Below are 16,345 nucleotides of genomic sequence, written 5' to 3' on the forward strand. Positions count from 1 at the left end.
CAAAAGGTATTACAGCGTTCCCGATTAGGGGGGCGCTGTTTTTTTGTCCACATGGGAACGTTTAAAAGTTCGGTAAAGTGATAAAGTGTAATGAGGAGCTTTCCTATCATCATTTGCAGGCTCGCGACATTGCCCAGCTTAACGAAATCCGGTCTTGGAGCAGGGACATGGTAAATCGCAAAACTTGAATTGCCCGGCTGCTAGGTTAAAATGTATATTAATGGTACTTTGCAACTGTCTGTCATGGATTCCAGTCTTAAAGCAGACGGAATCGGGCCAGCAGCCTACGAGGCACGCCTACTGTTAGCCTGACGACCGGCGGAGCGAAAATGTAAGATGGAAAGTCCACCAAAGCACCTTCACCAAAGGAGCGGCGGCGTCCGACGACGATTGCATCAGTATGACTCCGGCATGAATACACAATCTGGACGGCTCATCGAACGGATATCGACCGATAGGATCCCGATGGACGCAGGCGGAACGGTTCGTGCGAAGAGTATAACTTGAGAGAGATAGAGTGTCCGGACGGTGAGCGCCGCTTCCGCTCGGGCAGCTCCGTAAATTCTAAGTCACTGGGGGCGTACATCATTTCTACCTGGATTTATTGCTTGCTCTTCACCATATGGTTTGCATGGATGTACCGTTACATGAAGCAATCGGCGGCAATGGGCGTGCATCAGGATGGGATAAAAAACGGCTGGCTGCAAGCCCGTTATCTATATACCGCCATGCTTTGCGCCGGATTGGCGGTTCGCCTGGCCATCGCATATGGCGTATACGGCTACGATGTAGATGTGAATACGTTCAAAGCGTGGGCTGATCACGCCGCGTCCGCCGGAATCACGCGATTTTACACATCCGATCTATTTGTCGATTACCCCCCGGGGTATATTTATGTATTGTATGCTGTAGGCTGGCTTCGCAGCGCGCTGCAGCTTGCTTACGATTCGCCGTTATTTTTGCTGCTGTTGAAAAGCCCGGCCATCGCCGCCGATCTATTGACCTCGTATTTGCTGTTTCGCTTTGGCTCCCGCTATACGGCGGTTCCGATTGCATTGGGGGCTTCACTGATCTATTTGTTCAATCCGGCGGTTATCGTCGACTCGGCCGCATGGGGACAGGCGGATTCCTTTTTCATGCTGTGGATGCTGCTATGCTTTGAAGCTATCGTCAGCGGGAAGCTGAGACGAGCGTCCGTCTTCTATGCCATTGCGTTATTGATCAAACCGCAGGCGTTGTTGTTCGGCTTCATCTTGCTGGTTCTGTTTATACGCCGAGGCAGCTGGCGTACGCTGCTGCAGTGCTTAGGGTGCGGACTGGCGGTGTTCGCAGCGTTAGCGGCTCCTTTTCTCGTTCATAAAGAGCCTCTATGGTTGGTTAGCCTCTACTTCGGGACGTTATCGTCTTATCCGTACGCGAGCTTGAATGCTTTTAATGTGATGAGCCTGTTCGGGGGCAATTTTGTATCAATCACAGATCCCATGGTTTTCTTCACCTATCAGACATGGAGCATGATCCTGATGGGTCTTGTGCTGCTGTACGCCGCCTTTCTGTACTTCAAGAGCAGCAAGGACGAGACGCAGCTCCTTGTCATTGCCACCCTGCTAATAGCAGGAGCTTTCATGGTTATCGCCAAAATGCACGAGCGGTATTTGTTCTATGCACTGCCGCTTCTCGCTCAGGCCTTCCTTCATTCCAGAGACCGCCGGCTTCTCCTTCTGCTGTACGGCTTCAGTGTGACCACGTTCATCAATGTGAACGAGGTTTTGCGCAGCAGTTTTCAAGGCGTGTATCATCTGCCTTCAGACGATAGTTTTGTCAGAGCCGTTTCTTTCGTCAACGTGCTGCTTTTTATCGCTTTGAGTATCGTGGCGTGGAAGCTGATCATCCGCGGGGAGACAAAGGAGCTTGTGCCGACGGAAAAAGAAGCGGGCCGGGAGAGCGGAGCCGTACGAAATAAACCGCAGCAAAAGGAAGCAATGGGCCAATTCAAGGCCATTGGCGCAGCCATAGGACAAACCATAGGGGCAAGCGGTCAGATTAGCTCAGCCAAACAAGACACGGCATCCCTGCGTTTCGGCTTGCAGTGGCTGCTGCCCCGATGGCATCCGCTGAACTGGTCGCGTAAGGATACGCTGCTGCTCGGTGCGCTCATCATAGTCTATACAGTGCTGGCGTTCTACCAGCTCGGTTCGACTCAGGCGCCTCAGACTGCATGGCAGGCTACACAGAGCGGGGAGCGGATCGTATTCCGTCTCGGACAGACGGTTGCGATCGACCGGATCAACAGTTTTTCCGGGATCGGAGACGGCAGCTTCACGTATGAGATCAGCGAGGATGGCCAGACATGGAGCACACCGATTTCCGTAGCGAGCGATACGTTTAAGGCGTTCATGTGGCAGCCGACACCGGTTTCCATGACGGGCCGGTATGTTCGGCTGACGGTAGACAAGCCTCCGTTTGCACTGTACGAGGTTTCGGTCTATGCGTCGGATAAAGAGACCCCTGTACCGATTGAGTCTGTGCAGGGGGATCGGGTCGATCCGTCAACAGTTGGCGACTTGACGAATTTGACCGATGAATCGGAGACGAGCGCGTACAGCGCTACCTTCATGAATGGCACCTATTTCGATGAAATTTATCATGCAAGAACCGCCTTCGAGCATCTGCACAAGCTTGAGCCTTACGAGTGGACGCATCCGCCGCTGGGCAAGCTGCTCATTTCCGTCGGCATCATGGTTTTCGGCATGAATCCGTTCGGCTGGCGCATCGTCGGCACGCTGTTCGGCATAGCGATGATTCCGATTATGTATTTGTTCGGCAAGCGAATGTTCGGCAGGAGCGAGTACGGCTTTGCCGCAGCGTTCCTGATGACTGTGGACGGACTGCATTTTGTCCAGACGAGGATAGCTACTATCGACGTATACGGCGTCTTTTTCATTCTGCTGATGTTTTACTTCATGTACCGCTGCTGCACGATGAATTTGTTTGATAACGGTTGGCGGAAGTTCCTTGTGCCGTTTGGCTTGTGCGGTCTATGCTTCGGGCTCGGTGCTGCATCGAAATGGATTGTCCTGTATGCAGGCTGCGGTCTGGCGGCCTTGTTCTTCCTCTGGCTGCTGCTTCATTACGCGGAGTATAGGCGAGCGGTCCGCGGTTTGAAGAATTCGGGATATCAGGCGGATGTACGGTTGTTGGAGCATTGGCAGCACATCCGCGCGGTATTTCCGCACCGTGCGATCGTGACTTTAGCATGGGCGTGCGTCTTCTACCTGCTGGTTCCGGCGACTATTTATGTGCTGTCGTATGCTCCGTTTATGATGGTCCCGGGTCCGGGGCACGGATTCAAAGAGGTGCTGCTGTATCAAAAATATATGCTGGACTACCACAGCCAGCTGCAAGGGACGCATCCGTTCAGCTCTACATGGTGGCAGTGGCCGGTCATGAGCAAGCCCGTCTGGTACTACGGAGCGGCGGACCTGGCGCCGGACACGATTTCCAGTATTGTGGCCATCGGCAATCCTTTGGTATGGTGGGTCGGCTTTGCAGCCGTTATACTGCTGCTGGCTTCATCGGTGTTTCGCTACCGTAATGCAGCAGCCGTCTTCCTGCTGATTGCCTTCTTCTCGCAGTACATTCCATGGATGTTCGTGCCGCGCATGACATTTATATATCACTATTTCGCTATGGTTCCGTTCTCGATCTTGGCTATCGTCTACTTCTGGCAAAAGATCCAAGATCGGATGCCCGGTGCCGCCAAGTGGGGGTATGCGTATTTGGCTGCGGCGGCTGTCTGCTTCGCGATGTTTTACCCTGTGCTATCCGGACTGACGGTAAGCCGGACATACGCGGAGCACATGCTAAAATGGCTGCCGCAATGGATTTTTTTCTAGTGAAAAAGTCTTTCCTCCATGAGGGGAAAGTTTACGCTTATTGAGAGCCCGATTTCCCCGGAGATGCTAAATAGGGGAGTTGGGTTATCTCTGCTTACGACGCCAGTTTTCCTATGGAAAATTCTTAAGCGACCGCCTCTGTTTAAAGAAAATTACCGCAAGACTGCGATGAATTTGCAAAAAGCTGGAGGGAGTAGCCTATCGCGGCACCCTTATCGCTACTTCAGTTTTAAGAGTATCGGGTCCGATGGCATCGTTATCATCCCTAGCATTTGTAAGGGTACTAGCCGTTGGTGGCAGGCTATCGGACAGAGGATCCACTATTCCTTGGAATGAGGCCTCTTTTTCACTGCGATCGGACAGAGAGGCCGTTATTTGTTATTTTTTCATGCGAAATTAGTGCATTTTGGCGGAATAAAGGATCTGTAGTCCGATCACTATGTAAATAATGCTGTTTTTGGATAAATAACGGATCTACGGTCCGAAAGATCCTTTTTTCAAATGATTCGTTCCAGAGTGCCAACAACAAAGCCTTTTGTTTTAAGAAACTACCGCTAGAAAGCGATATACAAAAAAACAGCAGCGGCTGGAGGGAGGCATTATGCCTGGCGTCCCTGCACCATTTTTCAATAGCATGGGCTTTCTAAACAAAACAACCTTTCCTCCATAAGGGGGAAAGGCTTTTTGGCTTGATTTTCATTTTGCGCGTTAAGGCACTTTCACGACAAACGGAACGGTGAACACCTTGCCCTCATGCTGGAACTGGCCCCATATTTTATAAATCCCGCTTTTCGGGAACGTGGTCATAAATTTCGCATCCGGTCCGGTCGCTTTTTCTTCAGTCGGATGCACGTGAAGATATTGCTCCGCATCCTCGGATAAAATGACGACGTGACCGACTGCGCCCAAATATTGCTGCAAATTCGTAATCGGCTTTTTGGTGCCGCCGTCTTTGATGTTGAAGGTCAAGTTCACTTCCTTGCCGGCTTGGAGCTTATCGAAAGCGAGGCTGATCTCCTTGCCGTCGACCGTCTTGGTCAAATTCCCGTCCGGCTGGATGGCGGCAGGCTTGGCGGCGTCACCCTGAATGGTAGTCCATTGGCTCTTGGTAGTGCCGCTTTCGCCGCTCGGGACGAAATCGGCGAACAGCTTGTAATCCCCGCCGGCTGGAAAAGGATTGGCAATGGTGAACAAGCCTTTCTCCTTGTAATCCGGATGAATGTGGTTGAAATACGACAAGTCTTTGCTGACGATGATCAGATGCATCGTTTTCTCATGGTTAATATCGAACTTCTCGACCGGCTTGTTGGCGCTGTCCGTTACCTGAAGCGAAATCAGCGTATCTTTCCCTGCTTGCGGCTTATCGGGGGAGAAGGTGAAGGCTGCCTTGACATCGGCCTCTTTCGGAGCAGGGGCGGCGCCGTGTCCCGCGTGAGCGTTTTGCTCCGGCTTGCTGGCTGTATCCTGAGCCGTGCCGGCAGGAGCCGCTTTGCCGCAGGCCGTCAGCAATAATGCCGTGATTACTATGGCTGCCGCCGCTTTACGCATGGCAAAAGGACGAGGCGACGGAGTCGAAAGTTTGGGTTTGTTCATATTGGGTTCCTCCTTGCAGGTACCGTAATTTGTATTCTGATGCTTGCAGCATCGCGTTTCTCAAGTAGAAGTATAACCGCCGCTTGTGAAGATCTCGTGTAGTCCCTGTGCAGCTCATACGGGAAAATAAATTCGTACCGTCGTGCCGCGCCCCGGCTCGCTATCGATGTGAATCGAACCGCGGTGCGCCTCCGTCAGCTTCTTGGCTATCGTCAGTCCGATGCCGCTGCCGCCGGATTTGCGGTCCCTCGACTTATCCGCGCGGTAAAACCGCTCGAACAAATAGGGCAAATCGTCCTTGCCGATACCTGGCCCGGTATCTTTTACCTGGATCAGGATCGTCTGCTTGTCACGTTTCACATCCACTTCAACATGTTTGCCCGGAGGCGTGTATTTTAACGCATTGGACAGCACATTCAGTAAAATTTGACTGACGCGCTGCCGGTCAACAGAAGCGATCCTAGGTTCATCCTGTTCTTGGAGCCGCAGCTCCAAACGGACGCCTTTGTGCTCGAAGGCGGCCCGGATCGTCTCGACGCATTGGGCTGCGATAGCATCCATTCGTTCCGGCTGCACGTTCAATTGAAAATGCGGCGAGTCCAGCTGTGTTAATTGCTCCAGATCGCCGACAAGGCGAATCATCCGTTCTATCTCTTCATGGCAGCCCCGAAGCCGTTCGGGCGAAGCGTCCCAAACTCCCTCGATCATAGCTTCCATATGACTCTTCAAGGTAGCAAGCGGTGTGCGGAGCTCATGTGCGACGTCGGCTGTCATCATTTTGCGCAGCTGCTCCTGCTTTTCCAATTGCTCCGCCAAATGATTTAACGATTGCCCGAGATCGGAAATTTCGTCGTTACCATGAAGCTTCGTTCGTATCCGCAGGTCGCCGCCCGCCATGCTTACCGCGGCCGACTTCATTTCCAATAGCGGGGAAGTCAAACGCTTGGCGACATACAGGCTGACGATGGCTGCCATAACGATGCCGATCATCAGTACCCAGATGACGGACTGCACCAGCGCCTGTTCGAAATGAGCGTTCAGCTGGGCCGTATCCGGTGCGGTGCCGGCCTGATGCTGATACATCGCAAAGTGATAGTGCGTTTGCCAGATGAAGACGATGCTCGCCAGAAACAGAATACCGCAGGTAATTCCGATAAACGTTACGGCAAAGCGCGAATAGAGTCCTTTCATGGCCGGGCTCCCCCGTCAAAACGGTAGCCTACCCCATACACGGTCACGATGAACTGGGGTTGTTTCGGGTCCTTTTCGATTTTTTGGCGAAGGTTTTTAATATGCTGGTCAATCGTGCGCGAATCGCCTTCAAAGTCAAAGCCAAGCACTTTTTCCACCAGCTCTTCTCTGGAAAAGTACCGGCCCGGATGTCTCGCCAGCACAAGGAGAAGCTTGTATTCGTTAGGCGTGACATTGATCTGTGTGCCCCGCTTGTAAATTTCATGCTGGGAGCAATCGATAACGAGCTCATCCTGCCCGAAGCTTATCCGTTCAGCAAGCAGCGAATCTTCCAGTGTTCGGCGAAAAATAGCTTTGACTCTGGCAACAAGCTCGCGAGGACTGAACGGCTTCAAGACGTAGTCGTCGGCTCCCAGTGTTAGACCTTGGATCCGGTCGTCCTCGGTAATTTTGGCCGTCAGCATGAGGATGGGAATGGGGGAGGTTTGACGGATGCGGCGGCACACTTCTTCGCCCGACAAATCGGGGAGCATCAGGTCCAATATGATCATCTCGGGCTCCGACGTGCCTAGAAGGTGCAGAGCTTCGGCTCCTGTAGCCGCTTCGATGGTCAAGAAGCCTTCCTGCTGCAAGTACGATACAACGACATCGCGTATTTTGTCCTCATCATCGACCACTAGAACGGTTTTGCTCAAATCCGGGTCCTCCTCAAACGGCACTGCGCAGCGTTTCTATGGAAATGCGGTCGATGAACCGCGCGAACTTCTCTTTTTTCTTGCCGTGCTCGCAGTAATAATCGATCAGCTTGCGGACGACCGGGATGAGCCGGTCTGCGGTGATGCCGGACAGAAACAGCGTGCCGACCGCCGCCTTCAATGATTTGGGCTCGCCTCCGACGTAGATGTCGTAGGTGTCTTTCATTTTGACGACGCCGATATCCTTGAGCAGCGGTTCGCTGGTGCCGAGCGCGCAGCCGGCGTAGCCGACCTTGAGCGGACTTGGCGCGGCAATGCCGGCGATGGCGTCGTTTAAGGCGTTGGCTATGTCGAGCCCCGCCTCCTCGGCTCCTTTGCAGAAGTTACAGGCGATCAGGCTTTTCGTATAAAAGCCGGCAGGGTAGAGGAGCAGACCGGCGTCCCGCAGCTGCTGCTTGGCTTCCTCGGCCCGCTCCTCGTCCATTTCGACGTACAGCTGCTTGAACGTCGTTAGTTCGATTTTGGCATCGCTGCCGACGATGGCGCCGAGTGCCGCCAGCTGCTCGGGCTTGAACAGGCTGCCGCCTTGTTCAAAGCCCGGCGTTACGGCGAATTTGGTTGTTGGCATGGGATCACTCCTTAAGAGTTTTGCGAAGCAAAACTTGCATCGAAAGCATAGGCTTGAGTTTTGCGAAGCAAAACTTGCATCGAAAGCATAGGCTGAGTTTTGCGAAGCAAAACTTGCATCGAAAGCATAGGCTGAGTTTTGCGAAGCAAAACTTGCATCGAAAGCATAGGCTGAGTTTTGCAAAGCAAAACTTGTATCGAAAGCATAGGCTTGAGTTTTGTGAAGCAAAACTTGCATCGAAAGCATAGGCTTGAGTTTTTCATTGCAAGGGTACCCCGGTGGGGTACCTCTATCGTAATTCAACGACACAAAACTTATAATTTTACACGCTGCAGGCGGAGCGCATTGAGTACAACCGATACGGAGCTCAGTGCCATCGCGGCTCCGGCGACCCATGGCGCCAGCAAGCCAATGGCAGCGATAGGAATACCGAGCGAATTGTAGGCGAGCGCCCAGAACAAGTTTTGCTTGATGTTCGCCATCGTCTTTTTGCTCATAAAGATCGCATCAGGAATGCTTGTTAATTCGCCGCGCATCAGGGTCACGTCCGCAGCTTCCATCGCGATGTCCGTTCCTGTCCCGATGGCAAGGCCTACATCGGCGGTAGCAAGAGCGGGCGCGTCGTTGATGCCGTCCCCGACCATGGCAACATGCTTGCCTTCGGCCTGCAGCTTTTTCACTTCCGCGGCTTTCCCCTCAGGGAGCACTTCGGCAAGCACGCGGTCAATGCCGACCTGATCCGCGATAGCACGTGCCGTCCGCTCATTGTCACCGGTCATCATGATGACCTCGATGCCCATTGCTTTCAAGCGGGAGATCGCTTCCTGCGACGTTTCTTTGATCGTATCGGCTACGGCCACCAATCCGGCAAACTGCCGGTCAACGGCAATAAGCATCGCGGTCTTTCCTTCGGATTCCCACTGTTCCATACGTTCGACAGCAGGGGAGTAGTCGATCGATTCGCGGGTCATCAGCTTGCGGGTGCCCACAAGCACTTCTTTGCCTGTTACGTTGGCGCGGATGCCGTAGCCGGGAATCGCTTCGAACTGCTCCGCTGCCGGCAGCTCGATCCCTTTTTCACGAATACCTTCCACAATGGCTTCCGCCAACGGATGCTCGGATTGCTTCTCGGAGCTGCCGACAATAGCCAGCACCTCTTGCTCGTTCATAACCGGAACCCATACATCGGTAAGGGACGGTTTGCCTTTCGTTACCGTTCCTGTTTTATCGAGAACGATCGTTTGCACTTTGTGCATCGATTCCAGGTGCTCGCCGCCTTTGAACAGGATGCCGAATTCCGCCGCGCGGCCGGAGCCGGCCATAATCGATGTCGGCGTAGCGAGACCTAGGGCGCAAGGGCAGGCGATGACGAGGACGGCGATAGCTTTTTCCAGAGCGCTTGCGAAATCGCCAGGTTCTACACCAAAGTACCAAATAAAGAATACGATAACGGCGATTCCAACGACGATAGGGACGAATACGCCGGAAATTTGGTCCGCCACACGTTGAATCGGAGCTTTGGAGCCTTGGGCGTCCTCGACGACTTTAATAATTTGCGCGAGGGCGGTTTCTTTGCCTACTTTGGTAGCTTTAATTTTCAAGCTGCCATTCTTATTGACGGTTGCTCCGATAACCGAATCCCCTTGCTGCTTCTCGACAGGGAGGCTTTCGCCGGTCAGCATCGATTCATCAACCGAGGAGGTGCCGTCTACTACTTCTCCGTCCACCGGAATTTTTTCGCCCGGTTTCACCAGGACGATGTCGCCCACAAGCACTTCTTCTACCGGAATGCTCATTTCCTGGCCGTCACGGAGGACGAGCGCGGTTTTCGCTTGAAGTCCCATCAGCTTCTTGATCGCTTCCGAAGTGCGGCCTTTGGCAAGCACCTCGAATAGTTTACCCAGCAGGATCAGCGTGATCAGCACGGCACTTGTCTCGTAATACATTTCCGGCATTCCATGATGCCCGCCGTCAGGGCTGAATGCCCATTGCAGCGTCAAATACAAGCTGTAAAAGAATGCGGCGGAGGTGCCTAATGCGACAAGCACATCCATATTCGCGCTTTTATTGCGAAGCGCTTTATACGCTCCGACATAAAACTGCCAGCCGATAATAAGCTGAACCGGAGCGGCTAATGCCAGCTGCACCCAAGGGTTCATGAGAAGCTCAGGCAAGTAGATCCAGGACGTGAAGGAGAAGTGGCTGACCATCGCCCACAGAAGAGGGAACGAGAGCAGGGCGGAAATCCACATTTTCCTTTTTTGCGCAGCGATTTCTTTGTGACGATGATCGCCGTCAGCCGCTTGATCTTGCTTCACTTGAGCGCCGTAGCCGATTTTCTTCACCCGGGCGATCATGTCCTCCACCGAAACCTCGGCGGAGGAATATTCGACATGGGCGGTCTCGAGCGCAAAGTTCACCGTAGCGGAGCTGACGCCGGGAAGCTTGTTTAGTACCTTTTCTATTTTGGCGGCGCAAGCGGCGCAGGTCATTCCGGTCAAGACGAAATCTACAGAATCTTTGACGGTACCGTAGCCTAGAGCCTCGATTTTTTGCTCCAGATTCGTTAGATCGACTTTATTCGGATCATAGGTTACCGATGCCCGTTCCAGTGCGAAATTGACATTGGCGTCGGCTACACCGTCTATTTTTTTCAATCCTTTTTCTATCCGGTTTGCGCAAGCGGCGCAGGTCATCCCCGATATTTGCATCGTTGTTTGTTGCTGCTGCTGTTCCATAGGTACTTACCCCTCCCACATACCCCTTGGGGGTATATTTTTCACAAAAAAAATTAGATGATGCAAATTGCTTTATACTACGTCGTATCCCTGATCTTCGATCGCTTCTTTAATGGCTTCTATCGAAAGGCTCTCTTCATTATATTGAACGGAAACGGATTTGGCAGCAAGGTCTACTTTACCTTGGGCTCCGATTTCTTTCAAAGCTCCTTCGATTGAGTTAACGCAGTGTCCGCAGGACATTCCTTCCACTTTCAATACAATGTTCGTCATAGTTATCTTCTCCCTTGGTTATAAATTTCATCCTGACATGAATCGGATGTTACTTCATCAATTTGTTCATCGTGGCCAGCAGCTCGTCGATAACCTCATGGTCACCGGACTGAAGCCGTTCCGCCACGCAGCTTTTCATATGGCCTTCCAGCAGCAGCTTCCCGACACTGTTCAACGCCGATTGAATCGCCGCGATCTGGTTCAGCACGTCGTCGCAGTACGTATCTCTCTCTATCAAGCCTTTGACGCCACGAACTTGACCTTCGATCCGGTTGAGGCGGGAAGCCAGGTTCGTCTTCAACTGCTCGGAATGGTGGCTGCTTCTATGGGAAGTGTGTGTATGTGCATCGCAGCAATTCATTGTCGTAGTTGTTGTTGCTGTTTCCATGGTTATCATCACCTCGTGAATTCAATATACTATACCCCCATAGGGTATGTCAACGATAATTTGGAAACTTTTTTAAAATGGGCTTGCTGCAAAGGCAAAGGAGTCCGGATCGCAAATATATACCCCTCTGGGGTACCATCGGATTTGCCTTAATGGGTCCGGATCGGCGTCATGATGTAAAAGGAGGCAGGGTCATCGGTCGGCTGAATGCGAATGGGATTCCAGCGGCCGGACAAGTTATTGTTACTTCGAGTGTTTTTAAGATGGATGGAAATGGAAAGTTATGTTACGATATGAGGAATTTAGGGTGATGAAAATATCTGATCTTGTGAAAAGAAAGGAGCAACCCATCATGCCCATCGTATCCGGAAAGCTGCAAAAAGAGATTCGAAAGACCGTAAGCATCGGTTACCAGCTGTACTTACCGGCGGCATATGAGGAGCAAATGGACAAGAAGTGGCCGGTCATTTTGTTTCTTCACGGCATCAAGAAGCGCGGCGAGGATATTCATATGCTGGATCATTACGGGCTTGGGTGGATGGCGGACAAGATACCTGGATTTGAATTTATCGTAATTTCTCCGCAATGTCCGTCTCTGTCTTCATGGCCGATGGAGCGGGATGCCGTCCTCACTCTATTGGATGAGGTAATTGAGACACACCGGGTTGATCGCGAGCGGATATATTTGACCGGCTTCAGCTTGGGAGGCCATGGAGCTTGGGATTTGGCCGCTTATGCACCGGAACGGTTCGCAGCGACAGCGCCATTGGCAGGGTGGTTCGATCCGGAAAAGGCCGTGCTGCTGAAATCGATGCCGATATGGGCGTTTCATGGCGAAGACGACGACGTCGTTGAGATAGCGAGGGACAGAGCAATCGTAGATGCACTGAAAGAGCGGGGCGGAAACGTCGTGTTTACGACCTATCCCGGCTTACAGCATCAAGTGATGGATGAAACGTACGGCAACCTGAAGCTGTACGAATGGATGCTCAAGCATACAATTAAGCGCATGTAGTCTTGGTCAATAACCTTACAATCTGCAGGGATCTTCCAGATGAGTCAACCAGGCAAGCAATCACATATGGATAAAAAAAACCATGTCCAAAATGCTTGAAGCATCAGGAACATGGTTTTCTTCTGTGGGGCAGCGAGATGTCCGTTAGGACACCGCTAAGGCTGGCGCTGCACGTTCATCGGCCGAATGCGAAGGCCCAGGTAGATCAGGAATACAAGCATGATCAGCCCTTGAACCATGATCGCCATCGAGATCGAGACTCCCTGCTCAACGATCACGTAATACACGCAGGAGCCGACCAGCATTAATATGTTTTCAATAAAATTTTGTACTGCGATCGTCTTCCCCGGTCCGACCAGGCTCATGCCTTCCTCCTGCAGCACGGTGTTCATCGGAACGATAAAGACGCCGCCCATGAAACCGACTGCCAGCAGGAAGACCACGGCAACGGCTGTGTGATGAAACCAGGGAAAAAGAAAGATCAAGGCCAGCATCATGATCCCGTATCCGATAGATTTGTAGAAGATACGAAGCTGGATCAACCGTGGCGCAAGAAACGCTCCGATAATGATGCCGATGGAGGTGGTGGCGAGGATCAGAGATACGCTCATATCGTCAGGGCGAAACCCTAGCGCCACTGGGATCCAGGCCAGAACGGCGGTGCGCAGTACGGCGGAGCTCATCCAGAAGGCTCCGGTACCCACTAAGGTAAATTGGGTTTTCGGATGCTTCATCAAGATCGCCACACTGCTGAAAAAGTGCCTTGCCTCCGCTGCGAAACGAATGGTCGGGTCGCCTTGAGTCCGCGGGATGAGCAAAGTGATAGCCGTTGACAATGCGTACAGTACGGCACAGATGACGGTTGATTGCACCGTAGACGTAGCTGCGACAATAGCGCCCCCTCCGCCGATTCCGGTGAGAATGGCCAATATCGTATAAGCCTCGATTCGCGAGTTAGCCTTGAACAGCTCCTGCTCGGAGGTTGTCAGCTCGGGCAGGATGCCGTATTTGGCCGGAGAGTAGACGACAGCGCCGATCCCGACGGTAAAGTAGCACAGCATAAGAGACCAGATGCTGGAATGATCGACGATCAATAGCGATGTGATCCCGATCCATTTGATCACATTGCCGATGATAAGCACGACGGCTTTGGGCATTTTGTCGGCAAAAGGCCCGACCAGCGGTGCAAGTAAAATGTACGGAAGGAAAAAAGCAATCGTAACGAGCGCCAAAGATTCCGGCGAAAATCCGTTATGCGTGAGCAGGCTGGCAATGACGAGCAACGACATGTTATCGGCAAAGGCCGATAAAAATTGCGTGATATAAAGGGAGGTTAACGCTCTACGGTTTACGACACTGTCCCTGTTCATGCTTTTGTCTCCGTTTCTTCTTGAGATGAGCCGGATTCGGCCCGTTGTTTCAGCGCAACGTAGTCTGTTTTGCCGCTGCCGAGCAGCGGCAGCTTCTCGACGGCGACGATCCGGGACGGCAGCAGCAGCGGCGAATATCCGTTGGCCGCGATGTAGGACTTGAGCTGCGGCAGAACGTAGCCGTTCCCCGTAACGTACAGCACGATGCGCTCTCCTTTGCGCTGGTCCGCCACGCTGACGGCGGCCAGCTCCAACGCCGGATCATTGTAGCAGGCGGCGGCCGTTTCCTCGACAAGCTGCAGCGAGATCATCTCGCCTCCGACCTTGGCGAAGCGCTTCAGCCGCGCCTTGATCGAGAGAAAGCCGTCGGCGTCCTCCTCGACTACGTCGCCGCAATCGTACCAGACCGGGCAAGGGACGAACCCTTTGCCATGTATGAGATAGCCTTTCATGACGTTCGGCCCATGAATATGCAGGCTTCCGCCGGTTTCGATACCGGGAACCGGCACAATGCGGCTGCGGATGCCCGGCAGCAGGCGGCCGACCGTGCCTTCCTTGTACGCGAGCGGCGTGTTGATGGATACGACCGGAGACGCTTCGGTCGTGCCGTAGCCTTCCAGAATGCGGATGCCGAACTTGCGGCTCCACAAATCCCTCACTTCATCCTTCAGCTTCTCGGCTCCCGTCACCACATATCTCATGGAGTGAAAATCATACGGGTGCGCCGCCCTGCCGTATCCTGCGAGGAATGTTGAAGTGCCGAGCAGGATCGTGGCGCTGCGGTCGTACGCTACTTCCGGAACGACCCGGTAATGCAGCGGGCTCGGGTACAGCATCACCGGCATGCCGGTGAGCAGAGGGAGCAGCGTACCGACCGTCAGCCCGAAGCTGTGGAACATCGGCAGCGCGTTGAACATTTTATCCGACGCGGTGAAGTCGAATACGGTGCGGGCTTGCTGGATGTTCGCATACAGCTGCTCGTGACCGAGGACGACGCCCTTCGGCTTGCTTTCGCTGCCGGAGGTGAACAGGATGAAGTCGCGGAAACCTTGCACCGCTTGCTTGCCAGTCATCCAGTCGATGAGGCCGATGAGCTGATCGGTCCGGCTTACCTCATCCTTTACGTCCTCCAGATAGACGATGCGGCACTGCTTCGCCAAGGAGGCGACGGTCGATTCGAGCTTCGCCTTCTCGACGAATTGGCGCGAGGTCAGGACGGTGCGCAGTCCTGCGGTCTCGCAAGCGTCCCGGAGGCTTTGCTCTCCGGACGAGAAGTTCAGCATCGCGGGCGTGACGCCGATCCGCATCAGCGCGAACAGCGCGATCGCATGCGCGGCCGTGGTCGGCAGCATGACGCCCGCGGCGTCCTGCCCTGCAAGCAGCGGCTGCAGCTTGCGAGCAAATACATAGGAAGCTAGCACGAGCTTCCTGTAGGTCAGCCTCTGCGAGAGATCCTCGCAGATGACGGTACCCCAGCCGCTGCGGGAAGCTTGCCGCAGCAGTTCGTCGAACAGGTTGACGTCCGACTTCAACCTGCTTTGCAGCAGCTGCTCTTGCAGCGCGAGCCGGATTTGATCGGCGGCAGCTTCCTTCTGCCGCTTCATGGACACGTTCGGCGCCGGATCAATGACGAACGCGTCGCCGATGGAAATGTCAATCTCGGGAAACCAGACCGTGCGGATTTTATGGCTGATGTACGAAAATTTCGAGCGTTCCGCTCCATTGATGGCGATAGGGATGAGGCGAGCTCCGGTCCGGAAGGCGATATAGCCGATCCCGCTGTATATTTTCATCAGGCCGCCGGTCGTTGTGACCCTTCCTTCCGGAAACAAGACGAGAGGAACGCCGCTTTGGACGGTTTTGACCATCGTTCTTACGGAGTAAGGGTTCAATGGGTCTACGGCTATATGGTTGCTCAGCCTGAGCGCCCAGCGGAACCGTCTGGCGATCTTCGTATTGACGACAAAAGCGGCCTCTTCCGGCAAATAGAGCGCCAGGAGCACAGCGTCGAGCAGCGAGACATGGTTAGGCATCAGGATGGTCGGCTGGCGGAAGTCGAGCTTTTCCAGACCGGATATTTTCAATTTGAACAACAGGGTGGACAACGCTTTTAGAACAGCGACCAGGACGAGCATTCGAAATCGACTCCTCTTCGGTTGGACTAGCTTTAATACCAGGTGCTAATCGTTGTTACTTGTATTGTAGCTGTAAACCACGCCAAAGAAGAGTACTAACTTTGTATAGTACCCAGGCTGTTGATACATTGGCTTTACCCAAACATGCCAATGTGAGGCTAGAGGCTATCTCCAGGAGGAGCGTGCCCATCCGCTGGAGAGCGTGGCCCAAGTTGATTCGGACCGTAGATCCGCTATTTTACCCAAAATGGTTCTATTTGCAGGGTGATCGGACTACAGATCCTTTATTTCGCAAGAAACCGTCATTTTTACCGCTAAAATGAGCAAATAACGGACTCACGGTCCGATCGCCCCTCCAAAACAGCGTCATTTCAGGAAATAACGGATCTCCTGTCCGAAAGATTCCGCCTCCGGTCCGAAAGACTC

At 53.2% G+C, this 16,345-nt stretch carries 11 protein-coding genes; 2 read left to right on the forward strand and 9 right to left on the reverse strand.

All coding sequences use genetic code 11. The annotated features are described in order from the left end of the window. Nucleotides 1-503 precede the first annotated feature (503 nt). Entirely contained in the window at nt 504-3,893 is a 3,390-nt protein-coding gene (locus ACFQ88_RS22080; protein ID WP_379456758.1) for a glycosyltransferase family 39 protein, read from the forward strand. 708 nt (nt 3,894-4,601) lie between these two features. Here the strand turns inward: ACFQ88_RS22080 and ACFQ88_RS22085 are convergent. From ACFQ88_RS22085 to ACFQ88_RS22115, 7 genes are all read right to left on the reverse strand, one after another. Further along, the gene (locus tag ACFQ88_RS22085) at nt 4,602-5,486 is read right to left on the reverse strand and encodes a hypothetical protein (protein WP_379456760.1); all 885 of its coding nucleotides are present in this window, start codon (nt 5,484-5,486) and stop codon (nt 4,602-4,604) included. A 114-nt stretch (nt 5,487-5,600) separates the two neighbouring features. Next, the gene (locus tag ACFQ88_RS22090; protein WP_379456762.1) at nt 5,601-6,677 is read right to left on the reverse strand and encodes a sensor histidine kinase; all 1,077 of its coding nucleotides are present in this window, start codon (nt 6,675-6,677) and stop codon (nt 5,601-5,603) included. Beyond that, on the reverse strand, nt 6,674-7,372 hold the full coding sequence (locus tag ACFQ88_RS22095; RefSeq protein WP_379456764.1) for a response regulator: 699 nt from the start codon (nt 7,370-7,372) through the stop codon (nt 6,674-6,676). Before ACFQ88_RS22095 ends, ACFQ88_RS22090 begins: the two co-directional genes overlap by 4 nt. Before the next feature lie 13 nt (nt 7,373-7,385). After that, nucleotides 7,386-8,000: an NAD(P)/FAD-dependent oxidoreductase gene (locus tag ACFQ88_RS22100; RefSeq protein ID WP_239632321.1), complete on the reverse strand. Its 615-nt coding sequence runs from the start codon at nt 7,998-8,000 to the stop codon at nt 7,386-7,388. Nucleotides 8,001-8,314: 314 nt separating this feature from the next. Then, nucleotides 8,315-10,738: a heavy metal translocating P-type ATPase gene (locus tag ACFQ88_RS22105; RefSeq protein WP_239632322.1), complete on the reverse strand. Its 2,424-nt coding sequence runs from the start codon at nt 10,736-10,738 to the stop codon at nt 8,315-8,317. Between the two features lie 72 nt (nt 10,739-10,810). Further along, on the reverse strand, nt 10,811-11,011 hold the full coding sequence (locus ACFQ88_RS22110) for a cation transporter (RefSeq protein ID WP_239632324.1): 201 nt from the start codon (nt 11,009-11,011) through the stop codon (nt 10,811-10,813). A gap of 49 nt (nt 11,012-11,060) precedes the next feature. Then, the gene (locus ACFQ88_RS22115; protein ID WP_379456866.1) at nt 11,061-11,372 is read right to left on the reverse strand and encodes a metal-sensitive transcriptional regulator; all 312 of its coding nucleotides are present in this window, start codon (nt 11,370-11,372) and stop codon (nt 11,061-11,063) included. A gap of 379 nt (nt 11,373-11,751) precedes the next feature. Between ACFQ88_RS22115 and ACFQ88_RS22120 the strand changes: the two genes are divergently transcribed. Continuing rightward, complete coding sequence (locus ACFQ88_RS22120) at nt 11,752-12,414, forward strand: carboxylesterase family protein (protein ID WP_379456767.1); 663 nt, start codon at nt 11,752-11,754, stop codon at nt 12,412-12,414. A gap of 155 nt (nt 12,415-12,569) precedes the next feature. On the opposite strand, the gene lplT is transcribed toward ACFQ88_RS22120, so the two are convergent. Both lplT and ACFQ88_RS22130 read right to left on the reverse strand, forming a co-directional pair. Continuing rightward, entirely contained in the window at nt 12,570-13,784 is a 1,215-nt protein-coding gene (lplT, locus tag ACFQ88_RS22125) for a lysophospholipid transporter LplT (RefSeq protein WP_239632328.1), read from the reverse strand. Continuing rightward, nucleotides 13,781-15,919 (reverse strand): AMP-binding protein, encoded by a 2,139-nt coding sequence (locus tag ACFQ88_RS22130; RefSeq protein WP_379456769.1) that lies wholly within the window; start codon nt 15,917-15,919, stop codon nt 13,781-13,783. The genes lplT and ACFQ88_RS22130 overlap by 4 nt, the downstream gene beginning before the upstream one ends. Nucleotides 15,920-16,345 lie beyond the last annotated feature (426 nt).

This window comes from Paenibacillus sp. NPDC056579 (assembly GCF_042793215.1).
Classification (GTDB): Bacteria; Bacillota; Bacilli; order Paenibacillales; family NBRC-103111; genus Paenibacillus_S.